Origin of the sequence: Methylobacterium mesophilicum (assembly GCF_036441335.1) — a bacterium.
GTDB classification, from domain to species: domain Bacteria; phylum Pseudomonadota; class Alphaproteobacteria; order Rhizobiales; family Beijerinckiaceae; genus Methylobacterium; species Methylobacterium mesophilicum_B.
Map to the genome: position 1 here is coordinate 112023 of NZ_MLBW01000005.1, position 26106 is coordinate 138128.

32 protein-coding genes are annotated in these 26106 nt (G+C 71.6%); 25 read left to right on the top strand and 7 right to left on the bottom strand.

Annotated elements, in window-relative coordinates; translation table 11 throughout:
* Positions 1-244 precede the first annotated feature (244 nt).
* The 10 genes from rpsF (at position 245) to MMR14E_RS03580 (ending at position 9054) form a co-directional block, all read left to right on the top strand.
* Positions 245-706: a 30S ribosomal protein S6 gene (gene rpsF / locus MMR14E_RS03535; protein ID WP_020090632.1), complete on the top strand. Its 462-nt coding sequence runs from the start codon at positions 245-247 to the stop codon at positions 704-706.
* 3 nt (positions 707-709) lie between these two features.
* Positions 710-961: a 30S ribosomal protein S18 gene (rpsR, locus tag MMR14E_RS03540; protein ID WP_007561044.1), complete on the top strand. Its 252-nt coding sequence runs from the start codon at positions 710-712 to the stop codon at positions 959-961.
* A gap of 129 nt (positions 962-1090) precedes the next feature.
* Positions 1091-2125 carry a hypothetical protein gene (locus tag MMR14E_RS03545; protein ID WP_331312839.1) on the top strand — a complete coding sequence of 345 codons (1035 nt, stop codon included), beginning with the start codon at positions 1091-1093 and terminating at the stop codon, positions 2123-2125.
* A 41-nt stretch (positions 2126-2166) separates the two neighbouring features.
* A complete protein-coding gene (gene rplI, locus MMR14E_RS03550) occupies positions 2167-2739 on the top strand; it encodes a 50S ribosomal protein L9 (RefSeq protein ID WP_012322309.1) in 573 nt (190 codons plus the stop codon).
* A gap of 312 nt (positions 2740-3051) precedes the next feature.
* Positions 3052-4539 carry a replicative DNA helicase gene (locus MMR14E_RS03555; RefSeq protein ID WP_020090635.1) on the top strand — a complete coding sequence of 496 codons (1488 nt, stop codon included), beginning with the start codon at positions 3052-3054 and terminating at the stop codon, positions 4537-4539.
* A gap of 189 nt (positions 4540-4728) precedes the next feature.
* Positions 4729-5178 (top strand): cupin domain-containing protein, encoded by a 450-nt coding sequence (locus MMR14E_RS03560; RefSeq protein WP_331312840.1) that lies wholly within the window; start codon positions 4729-4731, stop codon positions 5176-5178.
* A gap of 10 nt (positions 5179-5188) precedes the next feature.
* Positions 5189-6091 carry an SMP-30/gluconolactonase/LRE family protein gene (locus MMR14E_RS03565; RefSeq protein ID WP_331312841.1) on the top strand — a complete coding sequence of 301 codons (903 nt, stop codon included), beginning with the start codon at positions 5189-5191 and terminating at the stop codon, positions 6089-6091.
* Positions 6092-6114: 23 nt separating this feature from the next.
* A complete protein-coding gene (locus MMR14E_RS03570) occupies positions 6115-7002 on the top strand; it encodes a VOC family protein (RefSeq protein ID WP_331312842.1) in 888 nt (295 codons plus the stop codon).
* 82 nt (positions 7003-7084) lie between these two features.
* Positions 7085-7987 (top strand): prolipoprotein diacylglyceryl transferase, encoded by a 903-nt coding sequence (lgt, locus tag MMR14E_RS03575; RefSeq protein ID WP_331312843.1) that lies wholly within the window; start codon positions 7085-7087, stop codon positions 7985-7987.
* A complete protein-coding gene (locus MMR14E_RS03580; protein WP_331312844.1) occupies positions 7984-9054 on the top strand; it encodes a class I SAM-dependent methyltransferase in 1071 nt (356 codons plus the stop codon). The genes lgt and MMR14E_RS03580 overlap by 4 nt, the downstream gene beginning before the upstream one ends.
* A 42-nt stretch (positions 9055-9096) precedes the next feature.
* Here the strand turns inward: MMR14E_RS03580 and MMR14E_RS03585 are convergent, their stop codons facing one another.
* Entirely contained in the window at positions 9097-9288 is a 192-nt protein-coding gene (locus MMR14E_RS03585) for a fibronectin-attachment protein (FAP) (RefSeq protein WP_273561633.1), read from the bottom strand.
* A 144-nt stretch (positions 9289-9432) separates the two neighbouring features.
* Between MMR14E_RS03585 and pgeF the strand changes: the two genes are divergently transcribed.
* The 4 genes from pgeF to MMR14E_RS03605 all read left to right on the top strand — a co-directional run bounded on the left by pgeF (position 9433) and on the right by MMR14E_RS03605 (position 12693).
* On the top strand, positions 9433-10200 hold the full coding sequence (gene pgeF / locus MMR14E_RS03590; RefSeq protein ID WP_331312987.1) for a peptidoglycan editing factor PgeF: 768 nt from the start codon (positions 9433-9435) through the stop codon (positions 10198-10200).
* 266 nt (positions 10201-10466) lie between these two features.
* On the top strand, positions 10467-11261 hold the full coding sequence (locus MMR14E_RS03595) for a hypothetical protein (protein WP_331312845.1): 795 nt from the start codon (positions 10467-10469) through the stop codon (positions 11259-11261).
* Positions 11215-11730, top strand: coding sequence for a hypothetical protein (locus MMR14E_RS03600; protein ID WP_331312846.1), 516 nt, complete (start codon positions 11215-11217; stop codon positions 11728-11730). Before MMR14E_RS03595 ends, MMR14E_RS03600 begins: the two co-directional genes overlap by 47 nt.
* Before the next feature lie 198 nt (positions 11731-11928).
* A complete protein-coding gene (locus MMR14E_RS03605) occupies positions 11929-12693 on the top strand; it encodes a DUF2076 domain-containing protein (RefSeq protein WP_331312847.1) in 765 nt (254 codons plus the stop codon).
* A 79-nt stretch (positions 12694-12772) separates the two neighbouring features.
* Here MMR14E_RS03605 and MMR14E_RS03610 read toward each other — a convergent pair whose 3' ends face one another.
* Positions 12773-13579, bottom strand: a complete 807-nt coding sequence (locus tag MMR14E_RS03610; RefSeq protein ID WP_331312848.1) for a L,D-transpeptidase — start codon at positions 13577-13579, stop codon at positions 12773-12775.
* A gap of 270 nt (positions 13580-13849) precedes the next feature.
* Between MMR14E_RS03610 and MMR14E_RS03615 the strand changes: the two genes are divergently transcribed.
* The 5 genes from MMR14E_RS03615 (at position 13850) to MMR14E_RS03635 (ending at position 18143) form a co-directional block, all read left to right on the top strand.
* Positions 13850-14566: a protein phosphatase CheZ gene (locus MMR14E_RS03615; RefSeq protein WP_331312849.1), complete on the top strand. Its 717-nt coding sequence runs from the start codon at positions 13850-13852 to the stop codon at positions 14564-14566.
* A 74-nt stretch (positions 14567-14640) separates the two neighbouring features.
* Entirely contained in the window at positions 14641-16707 is a 2067-nt protein-coding gene (gene uvrC / locus MMR14E_RS03620) for an excinuclease ABC subunit UvrC (protein ID WP_331312850.1), read from the top strand.
* 73 nt (positions 16708-16780) lie between these two features.
* The gene (gene pgsA, locus MMR14E_RS03625) at positions 16781-17380 is read left to right on the top strand and encodes a CDP-diacylglycerol--glycerol-3-phosphate 3-phosphatidyltransferase (RefSeq protein ID WP_331294069.1); all 600 of its coding nucleotides are present in this window, start codon (positions 16781-16783) and stop codon (positions 17378-17380) included.
* A gap of 70 nt (positions 17381-17450) precedes the next feature.
* On the top strand, positions 17451-17702 hold the full coding sequence (gene moaD, locus MMR14E_RS03630) for a molybdopterin converting factor subunit 1 (protein ID WP_331312851.1): 252 nt from the start codon (positions 17451-17453) through the stop codon (positions 17700-17702).
* A gap of 210 nt (positions 17703-17912) precedes the next feature.
* A complete protein-coding gene (locus MMR14E_RS03635; protein ID WP_331312852.1) occupies positions 17913-18143 on the top strand; it encodes a hypothetical protein in 231 nt (76 codons plus the stop codon).
* A 72-nt stretch (positions 18144-18215) separates the two neighbouring features.
* Here MMR14E_RS03635 and MMR14E_RS03640 read toward each other — a convergent pair whose 3' ends face one another.
* Positions 18216-18992: an SDR family oxidoreductase gene (locus MMR14E_RS03640; RefSeq protein ID WP_331312853.1), complete on the bottom strand. Its 777-nt coding sequence runs from the start codon at positions 18990-18992 to the stop codon at positions 18216-18218.
* Positions 18993-19141: 149 nt separating this feature from the next.
* On the opposite strand from MMR14E_RS03640, the gene MMR14E_RS03645 reads away from it, so the two are divergent.
* On the top strand, positions 19142-19555 hold the full coding sequence (locus MMR14E_RS03645; protein ID WP_331312854.1) for a flagellar biosynthesis repressor FlbT: 414 nt from the start codon (positions 19142-19144) through the stop codon (positions 19553-19555).
* Between the two features lie 15 nt (positions 19556-19570).
* On the opposite strand, the gene flaF is transcribed toward MMR14E_RS03645, so the two are convergent.
* The gene (flaF, locus tag MMR14E_RS03650; protein WP_020090652.1) at positions 19571-19942 is read right to left on the bottom strand and encodes a flagellar biosynthesis regulator FlaF; all 372 of its coding nucleotides are present in this window, start codon (positions 19940-19942) and stop codon (positions 19571-19573) included.
* A 168-nt stretch (positions 19943-20110) separates the two neighbouring features.
* Between flaF and MMR14E_RS03655 the strand changes: the two genes are divergently transcribed.
* Positions 20111-20356: a hypothetical protein gene (locus tag MMR14E_RS03655; protein ID WP_331312855.1), complete on the top strand. Its 246-nt coding sequence runs from the start codon at positions 20111-20113 to the stop codon at positions 20354-20356.
* Here the strand turns inward: MMR14E_RS03655 and MMR14E_RS03660 are convergent, their stop codons facing one another.
* The 3 genes from MMR14E_RS03660 to MMR14E_RS03670 all read right to left on the bottom strand — a co-directional run bounded on the left by MMR14E_RS03660 (position 20357) and on the right by MMR14E_RS03670 (position 21543).
* Positions 20357-20494 (bottom strand): hypothetical protein, encoded by a 138-nt coding sequence (locus MMR14E_RS03660; protein WP_273561625.1) that lies wholly within the window; start codon positions 20492-20494, stop codon positions 20357-20359.
* Between the two features lie 88 nt (positions 20495-20582).
* Positions 20583-20906 (bottom strand): hypothetical protein, encoded by a 324-nt coding sequence (locus tag MMR14E_RS03665; RefSeq protein WP_012322287.1) that lies wholly within the window; start codon positions 20904-20906, stop codon positions 20583-20585.
* Positions 20907-21033: 127 nt separating this feature from the next.
* Positions 21034-21543, bottom strand: a complete 510-nt coding sequence (locus tag MMR14E_RS03670) for a metallophosphoesterase (protein ID WP_331312856.1) — start codon at positions 21541-21543, stop codon at positions 21034-21036.
* Between the two features lie 157 nt (positions 21544-21700).
* Here MMR14E_RS03670 and MMR14E_RS03675 point away from each other — a divergent pair, with 157 nt between their 5' ends.
* From MMR14E_RS03675 to MMR14E_RS03690, 4 genes are all read left to right on the top strand, one after another.
* Entirely contained in the window at positions 21701-22420 is a 720-nt protein-coding gene (locus tag MMR14E_RS03675) for a cytochrome c biogenesis CcdA family protein (RefSeq protein WP_331312857.1), read from the top strand.
* A gap of 51 nt (positions 22421-22471) precedes the next feature.
* Positions 22472-23530 carry a selenide, water dikinase SelD gene (gene selD / locus MMR14E_RS03680; RefSeq protein WP_331312858.1) on the top strand — a complete coding sequence of 353 codons (1059 nt, stop codon included), beginning with the start codon at positions 22472-22474 and terminating at the stop codon, positions 23528-23530.
* 86 nt (positions 23531-23616) lie between these two features.
* Positions 23617-24828 (top strand): hypothetical protein, encoded by a 1212-nt coding sequence (locus MMR14E_RS03685; RefSeq protein WP_331312859.1) that lies wholly within the window; start codon positions 23617-23619, stop codon positions 24826-24828.
* On the top strand, positions 24825-25952 hold the full coding sequence (locus tag MMR14E_RS03690; RefSeq protein ID WP_331312860.1) for a glycosyltransferase: 1128 nt from the start codon (positions 24825-24827) through the stop codon (positions 25950-25952). The genes MMR14E_RS03685 and MMR14E_RS03690 overlap by 4 nt, the downstream gene beginning before the upstream one ends.
* The last annotated feature ends 154 nt before the right edge of the window (positions 25953-26106 follow it).

Consider the following 26106-nt stretch of genomic DNA (forward strand, 5'->3'; position numbering starts at 1 on the left):
AGGTCGCGAAAAACCGACTATGCGCCGCCCCTCGCGTTCGCTCCGGCCGGGGGCTGAACGGACGGTGCCGCTCGCGGCACAGGGCTCTCCCAGATCCCGTCGTCCGGTGTCTCCGCCTTCGATCAACCGCTCGGGCCTGAAAATCGGCTCGAAGGGCTTGGCGCCGAGCGTAGCGCGAGATGAACCGGCCCGAATCAGCTGCCCTCCGGCGGCCGGGCTCCTATTGACGATGAAAGGCCCGACAATGCCTCTCTACGAGCATGTGCTCTTGGCCCGCCAGGACGTGACGTCCCAGCAGGTCGAGACGATGATCGACACCTACAAGGGTGTGATCGAGCAGAACGGTGGCCGTCTCGAGAAGATCGAGATGTGGGGCGTGAAGTCCCTCGCCTACCGGATCAAGAAGAACCGCAAGGCGCATTTCGCGCTCCTCAACATCGACGCCCCGCCGGCCGCCATCGCCGAGATGGAGCGCCAGATGCAGATCTCCGAGGACGTGCTGCGCTTCATGACCATCCGGGTCGAGGAGCTCGATTCCGAGCCGTCCGCCATGATGCAGAAGCGCGACCGCGACGACCGCAAGGATCGCGAGCGCGGCCGTCGTCGCGATGACGAGGGCTTCGGCGGTGGCGGCTTCGGCGGCGACCGGGGTGACCGCGGCGATCGCGGTGACCGCGGCGAGCGCAGCTTCGGCGGGGAGGGCTAACCCATGGCATTCGGTGCTGGTGCGGGCGGCGGACGCCGTCCCTTCTTCCGTCGTCGCAAGACCTGCCCGTTCTCCGGCGCGAACGCGCCGAAGATCGACTACAAGGACGTCAAGCTCCTGTCCCGCTACGTGTCCGAGCGCGGCAAGATCGTGCCGTCGCGGATCACCGCGGTCTCGGCCAAGAAGCAGCGCGAGCTCGCCCAGGCGATCAAGCGCGCCCGCTTCCTCGGCCTGCTGCCCTACGTGATCAAGTAGGCCATCGGAACCCGCCGGCCCGGGCCTCTGCCCGGGCCGGTCCTCCAAGAGGGCGGCTCGCGCCGCCCGATCGTTGGGGCGCGTTGCCGCCTCTAACCCTGCCGCGCCGGCAGCGGGACAGCGGACTTCATGGCACAGCACATCGGCATCGGTATCGGCGCGGGCCTCGTCTCCGCACTCCTGTTCGGGGTGCTGCTGAAGGCGACGCCGCTCGCGATCCTGCTCTACCTCGTGGCGCCTCTGCCGATCCTGATCGTCGGCCTGGGCTGGAGCCACAAGGCCGCGCTCGCCGCGGCCGCCGCCGGCAGCCTCGCGCTGGTCCTGGTGATCGCGCCGTTCCTTGGGCTGGCCTTCGCGGCCTACATCGCCCTGCCCGCCTGGTGGCTCGCCTACCTCGCGCTCCTCGGGCGCGAGACGCAAGCCGGCCTCGAATGGTACCCGACCGGCCGCCTGCTCGGCTGGATCGCCGCCACGGCCGCCCTCGCGTTCATCGCCATCGCGGTCCTGTCCTCGCCGAACCACGCCGCCTTCGACGCGCAGCTGCGCGGGCTCGCCCAGACTCTGGTCCAGACGCGGCTTCCCGCCAACCGCCCACCCGCCGAGACACGGCGCGCGGACGGGCCCTCGACCGGCAGCGATGTGGCCGGAAAGGACGGAACGGCCGAACCCGATCCGGCGCCGCAGGCCGACGCCGATCCTGCGGACGTCACGCGGGCCGAGGTGGCGGACGCCCTCGCCCGCGTCGTGCCGGCCTTCGCGGCGAACGGCCTCGCCCTGCTCCTGGCCTTCTACCTCTGGGCCTCGGCCCGGATCGTGAAGATCTCCGGCCGCCTGCCGCGGCCCTGGCCCGACATCCCGTCCACCGCCATGCCGCGCAGCACGCTCGTGGCGGTCGCGGCGGCCGTCGCGATGTGCTTCGCCCCCGGCTATGTCGGCGTGTTCGGGGTCGCCCTCCTCGGCGCGTTCAGCGCGGCCTTCGCCCTCCAGGGGCTCGCCGCCTTCCACGACCGCTCCCGCGGCCGGCCGGGGCGCGGGCTCATGCTGTTCGGCATGTACCTGATCCTGTTCGTGACCCAGGGCATCGCCCTGGTCGCCCTCACCCTGTTCGGCCTCGCCGACACAGCCCTCGACCGCCGACGTCCCAAGGGCGATCCGGCGCCGTGAGACCCCGGCCCGCGCGGCCGAACACCTGAAGGAGAAAGACCATGGAAGTGATCCTGCTCGAGCGCGTGGCCAAGCTGGGCCAGATGGGCGAGACCGTGAACGTCCGCCCGGGCTTCGCCCGCAACTTCCTGCTCGCCCGCGGCAAGGCCCTGCGCGCGACGGAAGCCAACAAGAAGCACTTCGAGGCCCAGCGCGCCCAGCTCGAGGCCCGCAACCTCGACCGCAAGAAGGACGCCGAGGTCGTCGCCGAGAAGCTGAACGGCCAGAGCTTCATCCTGATCCGCCAGTCCGGCGAGACCGGCGTGCTCTACGGCTCGGTCTCGACCCGCGACCTCGCCGAGGTCGTCTCGAAGGAGGGCTTCACGGTCGATCGCGGCCAGTTCACCCTGAACCAGCCGATCAAGACGCTGGGCCTGCACACGGTCCCGGTGGTTCTGCACCCCGAGGTCGAGGTGGAGATCACCGTCAACGTCGCCCGCAGCCCCGAGGAGGCCGAGCGTCAGGCCCGCGGCGAGTCGGTCACCGAGCGCGAGGCGTTCAACCTCGACGACCTCGGCCTCGAGGTCGGTCAGGCGCTGGCCGATGCCGGCGAGGGTGCCGACGACCGCGGCTGATCCCCGCTCGCACGCCCGACCGGTCGGCCGTTCGGCCGGTCGGGCCCGCGGCGGCAACGCCGGGCGGCGGGGTCCACCCGGACGTGTATACCGGTGAACATCGGGGATGATCGCCCCCGAGACTTGACACGTTCCAGTTTTGTTCCAGCATGGACGCCCGCCCCTCGCGAGAGTCGGCGGGCGTCCGCTTTTCCGCGCCCCGGCCCGGGAGAACCGGCCGTCGGCTAGGCTTCGGTAACCATACCGGCGCCAAGGTCGTGCGGTGTGATCCTGGCGCGCCCGCCGCGGCGCCTGATACGGAGTCGTCCGCCGATGGCCCTGCCCAATGCGCTCACGGCCAAGCTCGAAGCGGTCCAGGCCGAGTACCGCGTCGCCCCGCACAACATCGACGCGGAGCAGGCGCTGCTGGGCGCGATCCTGGTGAACAACGACGCCTATTACCGGGTGTCCGATTTCCTGCTGGCCGAGCACTTCATGGAGGATGCCCACCAGCAGATCTTCACGGTGGCGGCCTCCCTAATCAAGGCCGGCAAGCTCGCCACGCCCATCACCATGAAGACCTACCTGGGCGACGCCGATTTCGGCGGCCAGACGGTGATGCAGTACCTCGCCCGCCTCGCCGCCGACGCGACGACGGTGATCAACGCCGGCGAGTACGGCCGCACGATCTACGACCTCGCCATCCGCCGCCGGCTGATCACCATCGGCGAGGATCTGGTGAACGGCGCCTACGAGGCGCCGGTGGAGCAGGCGCCCCGCGACCAGATCGAGGAGACCGAGCGCCGGCTCTACGAGCTGGCCGAGGCCGGTCGCTACGACGGCGGCTTCCAGAAATTCTCGGACGCCCTGACCGCCGCGGTCGACATGGCCGCCAAGGCCTACCAGCGCGACGGCAAGCTCTCGGGCATCGCCACGGGACTGTCCGACCTCGACGCCAAGATGGGCGGCCTGCAGCCCTCCGACCTGATCATCCTCGCGGGCCGCCCGGCGATGGGCAAGACCTCGCTGGTGACCAACATCGCCTTCAACATCGCCAAGGCCTACCGCGGCGAGAAGCAGCCGGACGGCACGACCAGGACCGTGAATGGCGGCATCGTGGGCTTCTTCTCGCTGGAAATGTCGGCCGAGCAGCTCGCGACCCGCATCATCGCCGAGCAGTCGGGCGTGCCCTCCTACAAGATCCGCCGCGGCGATATCCGGCCCGAGGATTTCTACAAGATCACCGACGCCGCCCGGGACATGCAGACGATCCCGTTCTACATCGACCAGAGCGGCGGCATCTCGATCGCCCAGCTCGCCGCCCGAGCCCGGCGCCTGAAGCGCCAGAAGGGCCTCGACCTGCTGATCGTCGATTATCTCCAGCTGCTGTCGGGTTCCGGCAAGCGCAGCGACAACCGCGTGCAGGAGATGACCGAGATCACGACGGGCATGAAGGCGCTCGCCAAGGAGCTGGCGGTGCCGATCATCGGCCTGTCGCAGCTCTCCCGTCAGGTGGAGAACCGCGACGACAAGCGCCCGCAGCTCGCCGACCTGCGCGAATCGGGCTCGATCGAGCAGGACGCCGACGTCGTCATGTTCGTGTTCCGCGAGGAGTACTACGTCGGGAACAAGAAGCCCCGCGAGGGCACGGAGGAGTTCTTCGCCTGGGAGGCCGAGATGCAGCGCGTCCACGGCAAGGCCGAGGTGATCCTCGGCAAGCAGCGTCACGGCCCCACCGGCACCGTGGAGCTGCAGTTCGACGCGAACATCACCCGGTTCTCGAACCTCGCGCAGACGGACCGGATCCCCGAGCAGATGTGAGCGTGGCGCCGTCATCGCGAACGCGGCGAGGCGACCCAGGGACGCGGTGCTGCTCGGAGTCTGCGCGGGTTGGAGAGTGCGGCGCCGCCGGGAGCGCACGGGGCGTGATCGCCTCCGGTTGCGTGTCCGCGAACCATCGCCAAGCCCGGCCGTTGTGGGAGGGTGTGTCCCGCCGCGGCAGGAGCGACGATGAGCGAGCCGACCCCTCCGAAGATGCCGTACTGGCACGTCTACACCGATGCGGAGGGTGTGAGCCGCCAGGAGCTGTTCCACCTCGATCGCTTCAAGTTCGAGGGGATCAACCCCGAGACCGCGCCCCAGTGGAACGACAAGATGGATCCGGCGCCGTCGGTCGTGACCTTCACGGTGCTGCCGGTCGGCTGGGTCGGCGAGTGGCACGAGAATCCGCGGCCGCAATGGATCGCCGTCCTCTCGGGGCGCTGGTTCGTCGAGACCATGGACGGCCACCGGGTCGAGATGGGCCCGGGCGAGCTGATGATGGGCGAGGACCAGAACACGAAGGCGCGCGACGGCCGGAAGGGCCACCTGTCCGGCACGGTGGGCGACGAGCCCTGCACGATGATCGTGACCGGGCTCCAGGTCGAGTCGACCGTCAATCAGCCCGGCCGCTTCAAGTAGGGGCGGCTCCATGGACGGCTTCGAACTCACGCAGCCGCGCTTCAAGGCCTACATCCTGCCGAACGCGCCGCTGCAGAAGCTCGCCGACGGGTTCCGCTGGACGGAGGGCCCGGTCTGGTTCGGCGACCGCGACGAGCTGCTGTTCTCGGACCTCCCCAACAACCGTGTGATGCGCTGGTCCGAGACTGGCGGCCTCAGCGTCTACCGGGAGGCGGGCGACTTCGAGAACGGCCACGCCCGCGACCGCCAGGGGCGGATGCTGTCCTGCTCGCATCGCGGCCGGCGCATCCATCGGACCGAGCTCGACGGTCGGGTCACCGGCCTGGTGGAGCGCTACCGGGGGCGACGGCTGAACTCGCCCAACGACGTCGTCTGCAAGTCGGACGGGACGATCTGGTTCTCGGATCCGCCCTACGGCATTCAGACCGACTACGAGGGCGGCAAGCAGGAATCCGAGCTGCCCGCCGCGGTCTACCGCTTCGACCCGCGCGACGGCTCGCTCCGCGTGGTGGCCGACGATTTCCAGGGCCCGAACGGGCTCTGCTTCTCGCCCGACGAGCGGCGGCTCTACATCGTCGAGACCGGGCTGCAGTTCGACACCGACCCGGTCCAGCACGTGCGGGCGTTCGACGTGGCCGAGGACGGCGGCCTGTCCGGCGGCGGGGTGCTCTTCAGGATCGCGCCCGGCAATGCCGACGGGATCCGGTGCGACGAGCACGGCAACATCTGGTCGAGCGCCGGGGACGGGGTTCACTGCATCGACCCCGGCGGCGAGCTGGTCGGCAAGATCCGCGTGCCCGCGACGGTCGCCAACCTCACCTTCGGCGGGCGCTACAACAGCCGCCTGTTCCTGTGCGCCTCGCAGGCGCTCTACGCGATCTACGTGAACGTGCGGGGGGCACCGTCGCTGTGAACGGCACCGCGCCCGAGAGCGGCGTGCGGGCCCTCGTCGGGTTCGGCCGCACCGTCGCGGACCTCGCCGTCACGGAGGACTTCTACCGCGACGGGCTCGGCTTCGCGCGAGTCGCGCCGCCGGAGCCGGTTCCCGCCGCGCAGGCGGAGGCGATGGGGCTCGCGGACCGGCGCGCCGTCCAGCTGCGCCTGCGGCTCGGCGGCCAGACCGTGACCTTCCTGACGGTGGATCCGCCCGGCGCGCCCTACCCGGCCGATCCCGCGGCGACGGACCCGTTCTTCCAGCACCTCGCGATCCCGGTCCGCGACATGGAAGCCGCAACGGCGCGGCTGGCGCGGCTCGCCCCGGTGCCGATCAGCCGCGGCGGGCCGCAGCGTCTGCCGGCCTCGACGGGGGGCGTGACCGCCTACAAGTTCCGCGACCCCGACGGGCATCCCCTGGAGTTGATCTACTTCCCCGGCGGCCCCGCGGCCGCCCGCTGGCGCGACGCGCCGGGCCTGTTCCTGGGGATCGACCACTCGGCGATCACCGTCACCGACCTCGACGCCACCCTGGCCTTCCTGACCGGCCCCCTGGGATTGACGGTGGCGGCGCGGGGCCTGAACCGCGGGCCGGAGCAGGCGCGCCTCGACGGTGTCGACGATCCGCAGGTCGACGTGATCGCCCTCGACCCCCCGGCACCCGCGCCGCACGTGGAACTCCTGCATTACCGCACACCGGCGACGGAGCGGCGGCTCGCCTTCGGGCCCGCCGACCGGGCGTCCACCCGGTACGTGTTCGCCGCCGCGGATCCGCTGGCCCTGTCGCAGCGCCTGCGCGAGAGCGGACGAACGCCGCGGGCCGCCACCGACGGCACGGCAGCCTACTGCGCCGGACCGGACGGACACGGCTTCTTGTTCGTGCGCGGCTGAGGCCTCCGCCGCGCGAGCGGGACCCCGGGCTTGACGCGTCGCCCCTCCGGCGTCCAATCCGGCCGCCCCGGAGGTGAGATAGATGCCGCTCCTCGCCCTGCCCTTCCCGGCCATCGATCCGGTGGCGATCGCGATCGGGCCGATCACGATCAAATGGTACGCGCTCGCCTACATCGCCGGCCTGATCGGCGGCTGGTACTACGCGCGCCGCCTCGTCATGGCCGACAGCCTCTGGGGCGTCGTGAAGCGTCCGCAGGTGGTCGACATCGACGACCTCGTCGTCTGGGTCGCGCTCGGCGTCGTGCTGGGCGGCCGGATCGGCTACGTGCTGTTCTACAATCTCCCGATGTACATCGCCGATCCGTGGGAGATCCTGGCGATCCGCAACGGCGGCATGTCGTTCCACGGCGGCTTCATCGGGGCGATCCTGGCCTTCGTGCTGTTCGCCCGCGGCAAGGGGCTCAACGCCTACACGCTCCTCGATATCGGTGCCGTGGTGGTGCCGATCGGCCTGTTCTTCGGCCGGATCGCCAATTTCGTGAACGGCGAGCTCTGGGGCCGTGTCGCGCCCGACTTCCCCTACGCGATCGTGTTCCCGAGCGGCGGGCCGCTGCCGCGCCACCCGAGCCAGCTCTACGAGGCCGCCACCGAGGGCCTGCTGCTGTTCATCGTCATGGCGCTCAGCGTCCGCCGGTTCGGGTTCCGCAAGCCCGGGCTCCTCGGCGGCATCTTCGTCCTCGGCTACGCGCTGGCCCGGACATTTTGCGAGTTCTTCCGCGAGCCGGATCGCCAGCTCGGCTTCCTGTTCGGCGACCATCTCGGTCCGATGGGCGGCGGCGTCACCATGGGCATGCTGCTGTGCGTGCCGATGATGGTCGTCGGCCTGACCTACATCGTGCTGGCCGCGACCGGCCGGACGCGGCCCCGCCATCCGGTGGAGGCCTCGGCCGCCGAGGCGGCCCGCAAGGCGGCCGTCGAGGCGTGACCCCCCTCGGAACCGAGATCGCGGCGCTGATCCGCCAGAACGGGCCGATCGGCGTCGACCGCTACATGGCCCTCTGCCTCGGCCACCCGGTGCACGGCTACTACCGCACCCGCGATCCCCTCGGCGCCCAGGGCGACTTCACCACCGCGCCCGAGATCAGCCAGATGTTCGGCGAGTTGCTCGGCGCCTGGACAGCCTACGTCCGCGGCCTGATGGGTGGGCCGGATCCCCTCCTCCTGGTGGAGCTGGGGCCCGGCCGCGGCACGCTGATGGCGGACGCGCTGCGGGCCCTGCGGGCGGCGCTCCCCGGGGTGCACTTGGCACCGCACCTCGTCGAGACGAGCCCGGTGCTGCGGGCCGCGCAGGCGCGCGCCCTCTCCGGGACGGGCGCCGCGTGGCACGACAGCGTCGAGACGCTGCCCGAGGGACCGGCAATCATCCTGGCCAATGAGTTCTTCGACTGCCTGCCGGTGCGCCAGTTCGAGCGCCGGCCGTCGGGGTGGCACGAGCGGCAGATCGGCCTCGCTCCGGCGGGCGGCCTCGCCTTCGGCCTGTCGCCGGAGCCGGTCCCGGGCCTCGCGGCGGACGGCCCGGACGGCGCGCTGATGAGTGTGCCGGCGGCCGGCCTCGCGCTGATCCGCGCGCTGTCCCGGCGCCTCGTTTCCGGGGGCGGCGCCCTGCTGACCATCGATTACGGTCATGTCCGCCCGGGCTTCGGCGACACGCTCCAGGCGCTGGCGGGGCATCGCTTCGCCGATCCGCTGGCGGAGCCCGGCGCGGCGGACCTGACGCATCACGTCGATTTCGCCGCCCTCGCCCAGGCCGCGCGGGCCGAGGGCGCCGCGATCCACGGACCGGTCGATCAGGGCGACTTCCTGGCCGCCCTCGGTCTCGGCGCACGCGCCGACCGACTTCGGGCCCGGGCCAGTCCGGCGCAGGCCGCCGCGATCGACGCGGCCGTCACCCGCCTGACCGATCCGGGCCGGGGCGGGATGGGCCGCCTGTTCAAGGTGCTGGCGGTGAGCGGCCCGTTCCTCGGGCCGCTCCCGGGATTTCCGGCGCCCTGAGCCGCCGGGACGATCCTCGACCCCGGGCGGGGCCGGGATCGCTCAGCCGAAGGAGCCGAAGCCGGAATCGGTCTGGCTGGCGGGCCGCGGGGTCGGTGGCGCGGGCGGGTTGGGGTCGGTCGGGTCGAAGGCGGCGGGCTCTCCCGTTACCGGGTGGGCAGGCGCGCTCGGGATCCGCGGCTCTTCGGCCTCGGGCGTCTCGGGCAGGGCGTCGGTCTCGATCCCTCGTGACATTGCGATCCTTCTCAAGGCGGAGCCGGATCGGCTCCATACTGCAATGCAGCAAGAATCTGACGCTTGAACGACATCGTCAAGGGTCCGCCCATGCGCTATCGGGGCGCGACAGGGGCAAGCGCGAGGCCGACCGTGACCGCAGGCATGTTCATCGAGGCGCCGGAACTCTCCGCCCATGCGGGCGTGCGCCACGCCTTCTTCACGCGCGTCGGCGGGGTCTCGGAGGGCCTCTACGCGTCGCTCAACGGCGGTCTCGGCTCCCAGGACGCGCCGGAGCGCGTCGCCGAGAACCGCGCGCGGATGTGCGCGCAGCTCGGCCTGCCGCCCGACCGGCTCGTGAGCCTGTATCAGGTCCATTCGGCCGAGGTGATCGCCGTCGAGGCGCCTTACGCGGCGGAGCGGCCGAGGGCCGACGCCATGGTGACGCGGGTGCCGGGCCTGGCGCTCGGCATCGCCACCGCGGATTGCGGGCCGATCCTGTTCGCGGATCCCGAGAACGGCGTCGTCGGTGCCGCCCACGCGGGCTGGAAGGGCGCGCTCACCGGCGTGATCGGCGCGACCGTGGCGGCGATGGAGGGGCTCGGCGCGCGGCGGAGCCGGATCGTCGCCGTCCTGGGGCCGACGATCGGGCAGGCCTCCTACGAGGTCGGTCCGGACTTCGTCGCGCGGTTCCGGAGCGAGGCCCCCGGCATGGAGCGCTTCCTCGGCCCGGGCACGCGGCCCGACCACGCGCAGTTCGACCTGCCGGGCTTCATCCTGGCCCGACTGGGCGAGGCCGAGATCGGCGAGGCCGCCGCGCTCCATCTCTGCACCTACGCCGATCCGGAGCGGTTCTACAGCTACCGGCGGACCACCCATCGCGGCGAGGCGGATTACGGCCGCCTGATCTCGGCGATCGCGCTCGTTCCGTGACGGCACGGTTCCCCGCGGACAGGGGATGCGACACTCTGTCAGTCGGAGGCCTGGAAAAAAGCGTAGCCGTAAATGAACCTTGGCCATTCGCCCGCGTTTAGGGGTCAAGGTGCCGGGGAAAACGGCGGGTCGTCACAAGGGGCCGCGAGAGCGGTCGGCGACACCGCGGAGCGCAAAGCAACCCTGGAACCGCTGGAACGCAGCCAGATCCGGCTCCGCAACCGTCCCCGCGTGGGGCGGCGCGGACCACCAGTGAGGACCAGATCATGAAATCCATGCTCCGTGTGACCACGGCCCTCGCGGGCGTTGCCTTCGCGGGATCGGCCTTCGCCGCCGACCTGCCGCGCCGCGCCGCCCCGCCGCCGGTGTTCACCCCCGTTCCGGTCTTCACCTGGACCGGCGCCTACTTCGGTATCAACGCCGGCTACGCCTTCGACGCCAGCGACCGCAACACCGGCAACACCTTCGCCGTCCCCTTCCCGTACGCCGCCCCCGGCACCGTCGCCTCCTTCCGCAACCGCAGCCAGGACGGCTTCTCCGGCGGTGGACAGATCGGCTACAACTACCAGTTCACCCCGGGCTCCGGCGTCGTGATCGGCTTCGAGGCCGACGCCCAGTACCTCGACTTCGGCCGTAACCGGAACAACGCCTTCGTCTCCGGCGCCGTCGCCCCCGGCTACTACCTCACCGACCCGCGCGGCCTCTCCAGCCTCGACTTCTTCGGCACCGTCCGCGGCCGCCTCGGCTACGCCTTCGACCGCACCCTCGTGTACGGCACCGGCGGCTTCGCCTACGGCTCGGGCAGCGCCGACCGCTCCTTCGGCGGCTTCGCCGGCGACCCACCCCCTTCCGACGCATGCCAGCGGTGGGCCAAGCTATCGAGGCTCACCGGCCTGCCTCCGGCCCGAAAGCGAGCCCGGCACCGTCGCCTCCTTCCGCAACCGCAGCCAGGACGGCTTCTCCGGCGGTGGACAGATCGGCTACAACTACCAGTTCACCCCGGGCTCCGGCGTCGTGATCGGCTTCGAGGCCGACGCCCAGTACCTCGACTTCGGCCGTAACCGGAACAACGCCTTCGTCTCCGGCGCCGTCGCCCCCGGCTACTACCTCACCGACCCGCGCGGCCTCTCCAGCCTCGACTTCTTCGGCACCGTCCGCGGCCGCCTCGGCTACGCCTTCGACCGCACCCTCGTGTACGGCACCGGCGGCTTCGCCTACGGCTCGGGCAGCGCCGACCGCTCCTTCGGCGGCTTCGCCGGCAACGACAGCTTCCGCACCGGCTGGGCAGCCGGCGGCGGCATCGAGTACGCCCTGCCCACCGACTCGTTCCTGAACTTCTTCCGCTCCTCGGCCGTGACGCTCAAGGTCGAAGGCCTGTACGTCAACCTCGACCGCGGCACCCGCAACCAGGGCGCGTTCGTCATCAACGCCGCCAACAACTTCCCGGTCGTCTACAGCGGCGTCGGACGCCGCTCCGACGAGTTCGCCGTCGTCCGCGCCGGCCTGAACTACAAGTTCGGCACTTTCTAGGATCGGGCCGGCGCGGCCGCGGCCGCGCTGCCTCCGTCCGCGTGCAGGAAGCCCGGCCCGCAGGCCGGGCTTCTCGCGTTTCGGGACGTGCGGATGAAGTTTTCGCAATCCCCCTGACAAAGCGTCGCCGCGCACCCATGTCCTAGCTGCCATGCGGCGCGTTCGGGCCCGCGGGTGAGATTCGAGGAGGACGACTCCATGAACAGCGAAGAACGCGACGTCATTTCGGGAATCTTCCAGCGGCTGGAGCAGGCGCAGACCCAGCCCCGCGACGCGGAGGCGGAGCGCTTCATCGCCGACAAACTCCGCGCGCAGCCCTACGCGCCCTACGCGATGGCGCAGCTGATCTACGTCCAGGAAGAGGCGATCAAGAGCCTGAACCAGCAGCTGGAGCAGGCCCGCAGCCAGGCGGCCCCGGCGCAGTCCTCCGGGGGCGGCGGCTTCCTGTCGAGCATCTTCGGCGGCGGCAGCCAGCAGCGGCAGGAGCCCCAGCCCGGCTACGGGCAGCCGCGTCCGGGCGGCCAGCCCTGGGGCAATCAGGGCGGCCCACCGCAGGGCTACCCGCAGCAGGGATATCCGCAGCAGGGCGGCTACCCGCAGCAGCAGGGCGGGCCGTGGGGCGGCCAGCCCCAGGCTCCGGCGCGCGGCGGCGGCTTCATGGCGACGGCGCTCCCCATGGCGGCCGGCGCGGCGGGCGGCATGCTCCTCGGAAGCGCCCTCTCGAACGCCTTCGCGGGCGGCCATTCCAGCCTCGGCAGCGCCGCGGCGGCGGGCCTCGGCGGCGGTGGCGGCGAGACCATCGTCAACAACTACTACGGCGACGGCGGCGGCAACCAGGATCTCGGCTCGGCCCTCGACAACAGCGGCGGCGACATGGGCGGCTTCCAGGACGCCGGCTACAGCGATCCGGGCGGTGATTTCGGCGGCGACCTCGGCGGCGGCGACGACAGCGACTGGACCTGATCGTCCGTCACGCCGAAGGGAGGCCCGGTCGCGTCAGGCGCGGCCGGGCCTTCCTCGTATCCGGGGCGGCGTCAGGCGCTCAGAGAACCTCGACCCGCGTTCCCACGGGCACGCGCTCGTAGAGATCGATGACGTCGTCGTTCATCATCCGGATGCACCCCGACGAGACCGACTGCCCGATCGTGTTGGGCTCGTTGGTCCCGTGGATCCGGTAGAGCGACGAGCCGAGATAGAGGGCGCGGGCACCCAGCGGATTCTCCGGGCCCCCGGCCATGTGGCGCGGCAGGTCGGGACGGCGGGCGAGCATCTCGGCCGGCGGCGTCCAGTCCGGCCACTCCGCCTTGCGGCTGACCGTCTTGAGGCCGCTCCAGGCGAAGCCGGGGCGGCCGACGCCGATCCCGTAGCGCAGGGCGCGCTGCCCGGCCTGCACGAGGTAGAGGTGCTTGCCGGCGGTGTCGATCACGATCGTGCCGGGCTTCTGCCGCCCCGGGAAGGCCACCTCCTGGCGCTGGTACTCGGGCGAGACCGCGCGGCCGATCCGGGCCGGATCGGCCTGGGGCGCACCGTAGGCGGCCGCGGGCGGCGCGCCGTAGGGCTGCTGGGGTGCCGCGTAGGACTGGCCGTACGCCTGCCCATACCCCTGGGTGGGCTCGGTCTCGACCGGCACCAGCTCGCCGGAATAGGCCGCGACCCGCTGCTGCGGCGCGGCGCGCTGCGGCCACCCGCGCCCGGCGTTCCCGGTGCCGGCGCTGCCGGTGACGAGGTACTCGATCAGCCCGCCGCCGTAGCCGCCCTCGGAGTAGCGCGCCTGCTGCGCCCGGGCGGGGCCGCACAGCACGAACGCGGCCGCGGCCGCCCCCATTCCCAAACGGACTGAACGCCGCATCGTCGCCTGCTCCCGAGCCGGAGCCCGCGCTCCCGTCGCGCGAACGATCCCGTCGAATTTTACCGAATCAGGTGAACGAACGTGGTGAATCGCCGGTTCGGACCGGCCTCTCCCCGGCCGGTCGCGGCCAGCGTGAATCGGCGGTTAACCCCTCCCGGCCCGCCCCGCCCCGGCGGACGGAGTCCCGTGGAACAAGCGCGGCAGTCACAGTCCGCTAACCGTTATGGTAGACAGTCGCGGCGACGGAACCCGAACGCTCACGCCCGGACGATGACCCAGAAGCGCTATCGCATCGAAGACAGTCTCGGGCTTCCCGCGGCTCCCCCTCCCGGGCCCGGGGCAACCGCCTCGAGCGAGCGCCTGGAGGATATCTTCAACGCTATCCAGGACTTGCGCCGCGTCACGCAGATGAGCGCGAGCGAGACCATCGAGTCGTGCCGCCGCGAGCTGCACGAGGCGCTGGCGATGCGCACCGAGCTCGACGTGATGAAGGAGGCGATCACCCGCACCAAGTCGGAGCTGGCGACGCTGCACCGGACCGAGAACACCGGTAAGGGCATGCGCCGGGCGGCCGACGAACTCGACGCGGTGGTCGACTCGACGGAGCGCGCCACCACGCAGCTCCTCGGCGCGATCGAGGAGATCGAGAGCCATGCCGGCATGCTCAACGCCTCGACGCTGCCGCCGGGCACGAAGCCGCACGTCGACGTGATCCTCGAGCGCGTGATCACCGCCTACGAGGCCTGCAACTTCCAGGATCTGACTGGCCAGCGCATCACCAAGATCGTCAGCGTGATGAAGTTCATCGAGGAGCACCTCGACCGGCTCATCGCCACGTGGTCGGAGCTCGACAGCTTCAAGGAACTCATCACCGTGATGCCGGTGCCGACCTCCCTGGACGACGAGAGCTCGCTCCTCAACGGTCCCAAGCTCGACCACGACATCGGCCACGTCGACCAGAGCGACATCGACTCGCTGTTCGACTGATCGATCGGACCGGGCGCGCGATTTTTGTCGCCGCCCCGGTCCCCCTCGCGGTCCGGAACGCCTAGATCTGCGGTATGAGCCGCAGAGCCCTCTCAGACCTGCCCCCCGACACCTTCGACGACGGCCGCGACGCCGAGCGGGACGAGACCGCCGACGAGCCTGAGGCCGGCCTCCCCGACACGGAGGCCCCGGAGATCGATTTCGACTTCGAGCCGGGCGCCGTCCAGGCCGGCACCGAGGTGATCCGCCGGTTCTGGTCGACCCTGCCGTCCTCGCCCGGCGTCTACCGGATGTTCGACCATCGCGGCGACGTCCTCTACGTCGGCAAGGCCAAGAACCTGAAGGCGCGGGTCGGCTCCTACGCGCGGGGCCAGGCGCACTCGAACCGCATCGCCCGGATGATCTCGCAGACGGCGGCGATGGAGTTCGTCACCACGGCGACCGAGACCGAGGCGCTCCTCCTTGAGGCCAACCTGATCAAGCAGCTGAAGCCCCGCTTCAACGTGCTGATGCGGGACGACAAGTCGTTCCCCTACATCCTGGTCACCGACGACGGCCCCGCTCCGCAGATCGTCAAGCACCGGGGCGCCCGGCGCCGGAAAGGCAACTATTACGGCCCCTTCGCCAGCGTCTGGGCGGTGAACCGGACGGTGAACGCCCTGCAGCGCGCCTTCCTGCTGCGCACCTGCACCGACAGCTACTACGAGAACCGCACCCGGCCCTGCCTGCTCTACCAGATCAAGCGCTGCTCCGGCCCCTGCACGGGTGAGATCGCCGCGGACGACTACGCCGCCATGGCGGATTCCGCCCGTGCGTTCCTCGCCGGCAAGTCGAACGCCGTGAAGGACCGGATGCGCGCCGAGATGCAGGACGCGTCCGAGGCGATGGAGTTCGAGCGGGCCGCCCGGTTCCGCGACCGCATCGCCGCCCTGTCGGCGATCCAGGGCGTGCAGGGGGTCAACACCCAGGGCGTCGAGGAGGCGGACGTGTTCGCCCTCGACGAGCAGGCCGGCCAGTTCTGCATCGAGGTGTTCTTCTTCCGGAACTTCCAGAACTGGGGCAACCGCGCCTATTTCCCGAAGGCCGACCGGACGATGACGCCCGACGAGGTGCTGGGCTCGTTCATCGGCCAGTTCTACGACGACAAGCCCGCGCCCCGCACGGTGCTGACGAGCCACGCGATCGAGGACGCGGAGCTGGTGGCGGCGGCCCTGTCGAGCCGGGTCGAGTACCGCGTCGAGATCCACCGGCCGAGCCGGGGCGAGCGGAAGAACCTCGTCGACTACGCCCAGCGCAACGCCAAGGAGGCGCTGGCGCGGCGCCTCGCCGACACGGCCTCCCAGGGCAAGCTCCTCGCCGCGCTCGGCCAGGCCTTCGGGCTCGACGGCGCGCCCCGCCGGATCGAGGTCTACGACAACTCCCACATCATGGGCACGAACGCGGTCGGCGGCATGATCGTCGCCGGTCCCACCGGCTTCATGAAGGCGCATTACCGCACGTTCAACATCAAGTCCGAGGACCTCACCCCGGGCGACGATTACGGCATGATGCGCGAGGTGCTGCAGCGGCGCTTCAAGCGGCTCGTGAAGGAGGCGCCGCGCACAGAGCGCGAGGCGGCCGTGGCCGCCGCCGAGGGCGGCGCGTCGGAGCCTGTGCCCGCCCTGGCGGAGGAGAGCGAGGCGTTCCCGGCCTGGCCGGACCTCGTGCTGATCGACGGCGGCAAGGGTCAGCTCGACGCCGCGCGGGCCGCGCTGGAGGAGGTCGGCGTCGCGGGCGTGCCGCTCGTCGGCGTCGCCAAGGGCCGCGACCGGGATGCCGGCCGCGAGACGTTTTTCGTGCCCGGGCGGCCGCCCTTCAAGCTTCCGCCGCGCGACCCGACGCTCTACTTCGTGCAGCGGCTCCGCGACGAGGCGCACCGCTTCGCCATCGGCAGCCATCGGGCCAAGCGGAAGCGTGAGATGGTGAAGAATCCGTTGGACGAGATCGCCGGCATCGGGCCCAGCCGCAAGCGCGCGCTGCTGCACCACTTCGGGACCGTCAAGGCGATCGAGCGCGCCGCCTTCGAGGATCTGGCCAAGACCCCGGGCGTGAACGCCGCCACCGCGCGGGCGGTCTATGACTTCTTCCATGCCGGCGCCTGAGAACCCGGCCGCGATGGCCGAGGCGGAAACTGGGGCGTTGACGCCCGGGGCCCACTCTGATTTCACCCCTGCGATGAACGCCGTCCTTCCCCGACGACGGTCGCCGGCCTGGACGCTCGCGAATTGCCTGACCTACGGGCGCCTCGTTGCCGTGCCGGTGATGGTCGCGCTGCTGTTCTGGCCCGAGTCCCACACGGCGCGGTGGACGGCGCTGGGGGTGTTCGTCGCGGCCGCGATAACCGACTACCTCGACGGCTACGTCGCCCGGACCTACCACCAGAGTTCCGCGCTCGGCCGGATGCTCGATCCGATCGCCGACAAGCTCCTGGTCTCGGCCTGCCTGCTGATGCTGACGGCGGACCACACCATCGTCGGCTCGAACATCTGGGCGGCCATCGTGATCCTGTGCCGCGAGGTGCTGGTCTCCGGGCTGCGCGAGTACCTCGCGGAGCTCAAGGTCGGCGTGCCGGTCAGCCGCATCGCGAAGTGGAAGACCACCGTGCAACTCGTGGCGCTCGGCTTCCTGGTCGCCGGCCCGGCGGGCGAGACGGTGCTGCCGGGAACCGAGCCGATCGGCCTGACGCTCCTGTGGCTCGCCGCCGCGCTCACGCTCTGGACCGGCTGGGACTACATGCGGGCCGGGATCAAGCACGTCATCGACGATCCGCGCTGACGGATCCGCCCGCGGGGCGCGCGGTCTGCGGCGCGCGCCGCCCCTGCCCTGTCTCCGGTACGGTGATGCGATGAAGCTCGTCTATTTCGCCTGGGTCCGCGAGCGGATCGGCCGCTCCGAGGAGGAGCTGGCGCCGCCGCCCGAGGTCGCCACCGTCGCGGATCTCGTCGGCTGGCTCCGGGGCCGGGGCGAGGAATACGCCCACGCCTTCGAGGATCCCGGCGTCGTCCGCGCCGCGATCGACCGGGCTCACGCCAAGCCGGACGCGCCGATCGCCGGGGCCCGCGAGATCGCCTTCTTCCCGCCGATGACCGGCGGCTGAGACCCGGCCGTGCCGCGCACGTAGTCCGCCGGGGTTGCCACGGGTCGGCTTCCGCGGTCATTGGCGCCGTCGCTCCGGTTGCCCGTCAGCCGAACGGCGCGCGGGCCGAGCCAAGTTCGTTACGGGTTCGGCCCGCCTCACGACACTTCGCGGAACGCCCAAGCTGGCATCGCCGTTACTCGCTACCGAAATCGGTATGGGAGTTTCCGCATGCGCACGATCTTGCTCGCGACCGCCGCCCTGTTGAGCCTCGGCGCCGCCGCGCAGGCCCAGACCACCGTCATCGAGCGTGACCGCCCGGCCGTCGTCGTCGACCGCCCGGCCACCGAATCGAAGTCCGTGACCGTCCACGACCACGGCGACGGCTGCGTCACCAAGACGGTGCGCAAGGAGAACGACATGGGCGACACGAAGACCGTGAAGAAGGAGACCTGCGACTGAGGGGCGGGAGCGGGCCGGCCCGGAGCGCCTCGTGGCGCCGCCGGTCCGGCCGGTCTCCGGCCTGGCGCGCGTTCACCGCCAGCCCGCGTCGATGACGTAAGGGTGGCCTGTGCACATGCGCGCGTCGTCCGAGGCCAGGAACAGGACCAGCGCGGCGACGTCGGCCGGCTGGATCCGTCCGTCGAGGCACTGCGCGGCGATGATCTCGGCCTCCCCCTCCTGCGAGTACCATCTCTCCTGGCGGGGCGTCTGAACGTTGCCCGGTACGATCGACACCACCCGAATGTTGTCGCGGCCGAGGTCGCGGGCGAGGGCTCGGGTCATCCCCTCGATCGCCGCCTTAGCGGTCTGGTAGAGCGGCATCGCCTTCAGGCCGAGATGCCAGCTGATCGATCCGAAATTGAGGATGACGCCGCCGCCGGCGCGGCGCATGGGCGGGACTGCCGCCTGCGCCGCGAAGAACAGGTGGCGCAGGTTCACAGCCATCCGATCGTCCCAGTAGGCGGGCGTCACCTCCGCGAGAGCGTGGCGGTCGTCGTTGCCGGCATTGTTGATCAGGACGTCGAGCCCGCCCAGGACCGTGTCGGCCTCGGCGACCAGCGCGCCGACCGCCTCGACATCGGTCAGGTCGCAGCGCCGGTAGAGCGGCGTGTGCGCGGCGGCGGGCGCGAGACGCGCGACCACGGCTCGGGCCGCGTCGTCCGCGATATCGCAGAACAGCACCCGGGCGCCCTGCCCGACGAAGGCCTCGACCAACCCCTGGCCGATGCCCGAGGCGCCGCCGGTCACGAGGACGCGCTTGCCGGCGAGGCTCGGATACCGCGCGCGCTGGTCGGGCTGAACCGTCATCGGACTTCCTCGGCAGCGTCCCGTCGACCTGATTTGTCTGAGTTTACCAGGGCGGCCGCCTGTCGCAACGGCGACGCGGCGGCGCGAAATTCGCGGAACGTTAACGGTTCGCGAATGAGATCGGCGGGTCTTCTAGAAAGGAACGCCCGATGCCCCTGCGCCTGGAACTCAAGCCGTTCGAGCGGCTGATCATCAACGGCGCGCTGCTGCGCAACGGCGATCGTCGCTCGACCTTCCTGATCGAGACGCAGTGCAAATTTTTGCGCGAGAGCGAGATCATCACGGAGAGCGAGGCCGACACGGCCTGCAAGCGTCTCCACCTGACGCTGACGGTCATCTACCTCGCCGACGACCCGACGCAGAGCATCGACCTGTTCTTCCGGCAGGCCACGGACCTGCTCGGCCTGGCGCCGGCCGCCGCCGGGCAGATCGCCGCGATCGCGCAGGCGGTCGAGGCCGGCGAGTATTACCGGTCACTCAAGCTGAGCCGCAAACTCGTCGAGTGGGAGGCCGCCGGCTCGGCATCGCTCGCCGAGGTGCCGGACCGGGCGGCAGCTCCCTAGTCGGGCCGCCCGGCCTCAGCCGGGATTGCCCTGGAGGCCGGCGGCGATGTGATTGTTGATCGACACCAGCGTGGCGATCTTCTCAGGCGTCGGTGCGATCATGGTGTCGATGCAGCTCTGGAGCACGAACACGCCCAGGCGACCGACGCCCTGCTTCACGTCGGCGGGGAGCGGGTTTTCCGCGGACGTCGCCTCGGAGGTCAGCAGCGTCCAGACCCGCTGATTGAACGACAGGGCCTCGTTGATGCGCCCGGCATCGCCGCTGGCGAGCCCCTGACTTGCGCCGATCAGCTTCTGTGCCGCCTTCAGCAGCACGGCGGATTCGGCTTCGCGGGGCGACAGCGCGCTGTGGGAAGTCTTGGCGTAGGCGTTGGCGGCGTAGTTCATCGGCGGTCCAGCCCCGTCGTCGGGCCTGCCACGGAGGCAAGCTAGCGCGTAGCTGTCGCAGATCAGGAGTTAAAAGCGCGTGAGCGCCGCATCCGCCATGATCCCGCCGGGTTGGTTATCAACGACGCTGTGCGGCCGAAAGGAACCGGCCCCCGGATCCCAACCCCGATGTTGAATTTCGTTCTCGGAACTGTTGCCGGCGGGCTGATCGCCTGCGTGCTGACCATCGCCGCGGCGCGGCAGCCCGAAGTGCAGTCCCGACTCGGGCTGATCCCGGCCACGGCACCGGCGACCCTGGCCGCTGTCACGAAGCCGCCCGAGCCCGATTGCGGCCGACGGACGGAGCCGGCTCCGAAGATCGGCTCCCAGGAAATGCTGTTCAACCGCCAGCGGTTCTGGTCGGTCGCACCATGATCAGAACGTGCCGATCAGCATGAGCAGCATCGTCGTGGCGACGGTGGTGCTGACGAAGCCGCACAGGGCAGCCGCGAAGGACGGGCCGGTGCGGGTGACGGCGGGCTCGATGTCGTTCGAGAGCGTGGCGGGGGTCATCGGCGCAGAACCTTCTCGGCGACAAGCGTCGCGCGTAACGGGGTGATGCTTCAGGAACGGGACGTCCGAGGTGCGGTCGCGCACCCGGTCAGTCGCAGCGGTTGATTTTCTTGGCGATCCGCAAACCCCGCAGCTCACTGCGGAGGTCGATCGCCACGACGCCCTCGCCGCATCGCTCGAACGCGTCGCGGGCATCGTCGTAGCGGTCGCCCACCTCGTCGAGCGTGTCGCAGACGCGGTCATGGTTACCCAGGCGGGCTTCCTGACGCGCCTGGAAGCGCAGGGCGTTCGCCTCGTCGACCTTGCGCTGGGCTTCGATGCAGGACGGCAGGGCCGACGCGGCGGAAGTCAGGGCGAGGCCTGCCAGGAGGCTGGCGAGGCAGCGGGTCAGAGTGACCGACTTGGCACTCACGGGAACACTCACACACGGTTCGTGATGGCAGGCCCGCGAGCGGCCCTGCCGGGTTTCTCGGAGCGGCTCAGGTCCACTCCCTCTCTGTCCGCTGAAACAGTGAAGCTGACGTGAAAGTTCCGGCGAATCACGGCTTTCGGCGCAGGCGCGAGGTCAGGATGGCGGAGAGTGGCACGGGGGCCGCACCCATCGGATCGACGCCGACATCGTACTGCTTCGGCATCGGCTTGAGCTTGCCGTGGCTGTGCCCGTGGAGGTTGAGCGCCCCCCGGCTCATGCCGTTCCAGGTGCGGAACGCGTAGTGGCAGAGCACCACCATCCGCCCCTCGACATCGAGTTCCGCGTAGTGCCGGACCGATGCCCAGCCGGGCGCCGTGAGCGTGTCCGGCCCGTCATTGTTGCCGGCGATCAGGTGCTTCTCGCCGTTCAGCCCGTCGAGGATCGCGCGGATCCGGTCGCCGCTCGGACCGAGGGCGAAGTCGCCGAGGTGCCAGACCGTGTCGCCCGGCGTCACCGTCGCGTTCCAGGCCGCGATCAGGCCGGCATCGTGGGCCTCGAGATCGGGATAGGGCCTGTGGTCGAAGCGCAGCGCCCGCGGGTCGCCGAAATGCGTGTCGCCCGTGAAGAAGGTGGTCACCGCTCTGCTCCGCCTCGCCCGGGAGGACCGGACCTGCCGCCGAATTCGGCGCGCGGCGGCCTTGTTCCCGCGGGCCCGCGTCCGCCTGGCGCGTTGACGGCCCGCGCGCCAGGGTCGAAGCCTCCTCCGGCAGAGCGCCAGCGGGAGGGCACGGGACATGCTGGGAACGGTGGGGTTCGCGTTCCTGGCCGGCCTGCTCTCGGTGCTCTCGCCCTGCGTGCTGCCGCTGATCCCCATCGTACTCGGCACGGCGGCGGCCGAGCACCGCCTCGGTCCGGCGGCGCTGGCCGCCGGCCTCGCGATCGCCTTCACGGCCATCGGGCTGTTCGTCGCGACGATCGGCTTCACCGTCGGGCTCGACGGCGACGTGTTCCGGCGTGCCGGCGCGGTGCTGCTGGTGCTCCTGGGCGCGGTGCTGATGCTGCCGCGGCTCCAGGCCCGGGTCGCGACGGCGGCCGGCCCAGTCGGCGCCTGGGCGGAGGACCGCTTCGGCGGCGTCGGCTCCGGGGGATTATCGGGCCAGTTCGCCGTGGGGCTGCTGCTCGGCGCGGCCTGGAGTCCCTGCGTGGGACCGACCCTGGGCGCGGCCTCGCTGATGGCGGCGCGGGGCGAGCATCTCGGGGGCGTCGCCCTGACGATGCTGGCCTTCGGGATCGGCGCCGCGGCCCCGCTGATGCTCCTCGGCTTCGTCTCCCGCGAGGCGCTGCTGCGCTGGCGCGGCGGTCTCGCCGCGGCCGGCCGGGCCGCGAAGGKCGCGCTCGGCGCCGTGATGGTCGTGCTCGGGCTGCTGGTGCTGACGGGCCTCGACAAGCGGGTCGAGGCCGCGGCCGTCGCGGCCTCGCCGGACTGGCTCAACGCGGTGACGACGCGCTACTGACTCCGCGAAGACCCGGCGAAGACCCGAGATTAGCCGGAACGGAGTTCGGCCATGAGCGATGCCCCCCGCCTGACCAGTCTCGCCCACGGCGGCGGCTGCGGCTGCAAGCTCGACCCGGCCACCTTGCGCCAGCTCCTCGCCCAGCAGCCGGCAGCGGGCCCGTTCGAGCGGCTCCTTGTCGGCAACGAGACCGCGGACGACGCGGCGGTGTGGGAGCTGGAGGACGGAACCTGCCTCATCGCCACCACGGACTTCTTCACCCCAATGGTGGACGACCCGGTCGATTTCGGCCGGATCGCCGCGACGAACGCCATCTCGGACGTCTACGCCATGGGCGGCCGGCCGCTCTTCGCGCTGGCGATCCTCGGGATGCCGCTCGGCAAGATCGACCCCGAGGTGGTCGCGCGGATCCTGCGCGGCGGCGCGGAGCAATGCGCCGCGGCCGGCATCCCGGTGGCGGGCGGCCACTCGATCGACGCGCCCGAGCCGATCTACGGTCTCGCGGTGATCGGGACCTGCCGCCGCGAGGCGGTGCGGCGCAACGCCGACGCGGTGGCCGGCGACGCCGTCCTGCTCACCAAGGCCCTCGGGGTCGGGGTCTACTCGGCGGCGATCAAGCGGGCGATTCTCGACGAGGCCGGCTACCGCGACTTCATCGCGACCACGACGCTGCTCAACCGGATCGGGACCGACCTCGCCGCCGAGCCCGCCGTGCACGCCCTCACCGATGTGACCGGCTTCGGCATCCTGGGCCACGGCCTGGAGATCGCCCGCGGCGCCGGCCTCACCCTCGCCCTCGAGGCCGACGCCCTCCCCCTGCTACCCCAGGCGGAGGCGCTGGCGCGCGCCGGCGCCGTCACCGGCGCCTCGCACCGCAACTGGGCGGCGTTCGGCGAGGCGGTGGACCTGCCGGCCGACTTCCCCGATTGGCGCCGCCACCTCCTGACCGATCCGCAGACCTCGGGCGGGCTGCTGGTGACCTGCTCGGCCGACCGGGCCGACGCGATCCTGGACCGCATCCGGGCGGCCGGCTACCCGGCGGCCGCCCGGATCGGCCGGATCGAGGCCGGCCCGGCGCGGATCCGGGTGGAGGCCGGAGCGGCGGCCTGAGGCGCCGCCCGCTCCGAGAGGCAATCTTCAACCTTCCCGTCCACTCTGCCGCCCCGCACGAGACCCGAGCCGCCGCCAGAGCCGCCGTGACCGACGCCGCAGACATGTCACCGCCCGCCCACGGCGTCGCCGACTGGCCGTTCGGGCGCGGAGCCCACGCGCCGGCCCGTCCCGCGTCGCTCCCCGACGGGCGCCCCTGGCCCCGGATCCGCGTCGTCACAGTGGCCGGCGCGGATGCGGCGCTCGCCGAGACCGTCGCGTCGGTCCTGCGCCAGGGCTACCCCGAGCTGCGGCACGACGTGCTCGACCCGACGGCCGGCCGCGCGTCCGCGGCGCGGATCCTGGCGGATCCCGGTCCGCATCACCTGCTCTGGCTCCGCGCCGGCGACCTGCTCGCGCCGGGCGCTCTGACTGCCCTGGCGCTGGAGGCCACCCTGACCGGCGCCGACGCGGTGGCGGGGCTCCGGGTCCTGTTCGACGTCGCCGTCCGCGGCCTCGACGGTCCCGGAACCGCCGGCGGCACGCCGGCGATCCCGCCCGCGGGAGGCGGGATCCTGTGGCGGCGGGACGTCCTCGCGACCCGCGCGCGCCTCGACGCGGACGGCGTGCTCGACGCCGCCACCGCCTGGTCGGCGATCCCCGCCAATCGGCGGAGCCTGATCGGCCGCCCGGTGCTGCTCCACAGGCTCTCCGCGCCGCTGCCCCCGCCCGGCGACGGCCTGTCGATCGTGTCGCTCACCGGAACCGGAACCCGCGGGGGTGCCGGCGTGGCCCAGCGCCGCCTCGCCGAGGCGCTGACGCTCGCGGGCCACCGGGTCACCGATGTGACGCTGAGCGGCCGGCCCGAGGCCGCCGAGTGGACCGACGACTTCCCGCGGGCGGAGGCCGCGATCGCGGCGGCCGCCCCCGATCTCGTCCTCGCCGGCAACCTGCACGGCGCCACCCGCAGCCTCGACGTCGTCGGCCGCTTGGCGCGGCGAGGTCCGGTCGGCCTCGTGCTGCACGACCTCTTCCCCCTGACCGGCCGGTGCGCCCACCCGCGCGACTGCGGGCGCGCCGCGTCCGGCTGCGACGCCGCCTGCCCCNCGACGGGCCCGCGCTACGCCCCCGAGATGCTCGGGCACTTCCCGTTCGCGGCGGTCCTGCGGGCGGGCGCCACCGGCACCGCCCCGGCGGTCTCGCGCCCGCTCGTACGCCGGCTGCGGCGGGCCAAGCAGATGGTCTTCGGGCGGCGAATGCCGCTCCTCGTGCGACGCTGTCTCTACCTCGCCGGCACCCTGCGCCGGAGCCGGCCGTGACGGCCCGCGGCGACAGGCCGGGCGGCGCGCGGTCGGTGCCGGCGCGGCGGCGGATCTACCTCGATCAGACCCATCTGCGCGCCCACGTCACGGGGATCGAGCGGGTCACCCTCGACCTGTTCGCGCCGGACCGCCTCGCCCCGCACACGGTGCGGCCGGTGAGGGCGGGCTCCCTGCCCGGCATGGTCGCCGCGCAGCAGCTCGGCCTGCCGGTGCGGGCGCTGACCGATCGGGACGCCCTGTTCCTGTTCCCGGGCTTCCCGCCCGGGCCGCTCTGCGCCGTCGCGGCCTCGCGCTGCCTCCTCTACGTCCACGACACGTTCCTGCTCACCCGGACGGAAGATCTCAGCCTGCGCAGCCGGATCTACATGAGCCCGAGCTTCGCCCTGGCCCTGCGCTGGTGCCCGAACCTGTTCGTCAACAGCCGCACCACCGGGGCGGACGTGCGCGCGCTCTGCGCCAAGCGCGCCCGCGTCGCCCTGCTGCGCCCCCCCGTCCGCGACGCCTTCGGCCTGGACGACCTGCCGGGACCGGCGGCTTACGCGCCCGGCCGGCCGCTGCGGATCCTGGCCATCGGCACCATCGAGCCGCGCAAGAACTACCCGGCGACCCTCGCGCTGACGGCGGCGCTGATCCGCGCCGGCATCCCGGCGGAGCTCCACCTCGTCGGCCGGGTCGGCTGGGGGCAGCACGCCTTCCTGGAGACACCGCCACCGTTCCTGCACCGCTACGGCTACCTCGCCGACGCCGAACTGCGCGCCCTCGCCGGCTCTTGCCATCTGCTGGTCTCCACCTCCAAGGCCGAAGGACTCGGCCTGCCGCTGCTGGAGGTGCAGCACGGTGGCCTGCCGGTGGTGGCGCCCGACGATCCGGTGTTCCGCGAGGTGCTGGACGCGTCCGCCCTGCTGATCCGGCCGGAGCAGCCCGACGCGGCCGCGGGCGCGCTCGCCGGCTGGATCCGCGACGGGGCCCTGGCCCGCGCCGCCGGGATGAGCCGGGCCAACGTCGCGCGTTGGAACGCGGCCGCGGCCGAGGACGGCGCGCGCTTCCAGCGCTTCCTGGCCGGCGACCCCGCAGCCTACGAATCGCTGGAGTCAATTGTCGCACACGAGGGCGATCGCTGACACGGCCTGCGTAGTCCCCAACAAATCGGGAACTTTTCACGGCCGATTGTCGTGACAGTTAGGACTGCATCGGTAACCGATATCTGGCGGCTTCCTGGAGCAAGTGCCGCATCGGGGCGACACTACTGGCCCGGTATGTTGATTGCTGGTCTCC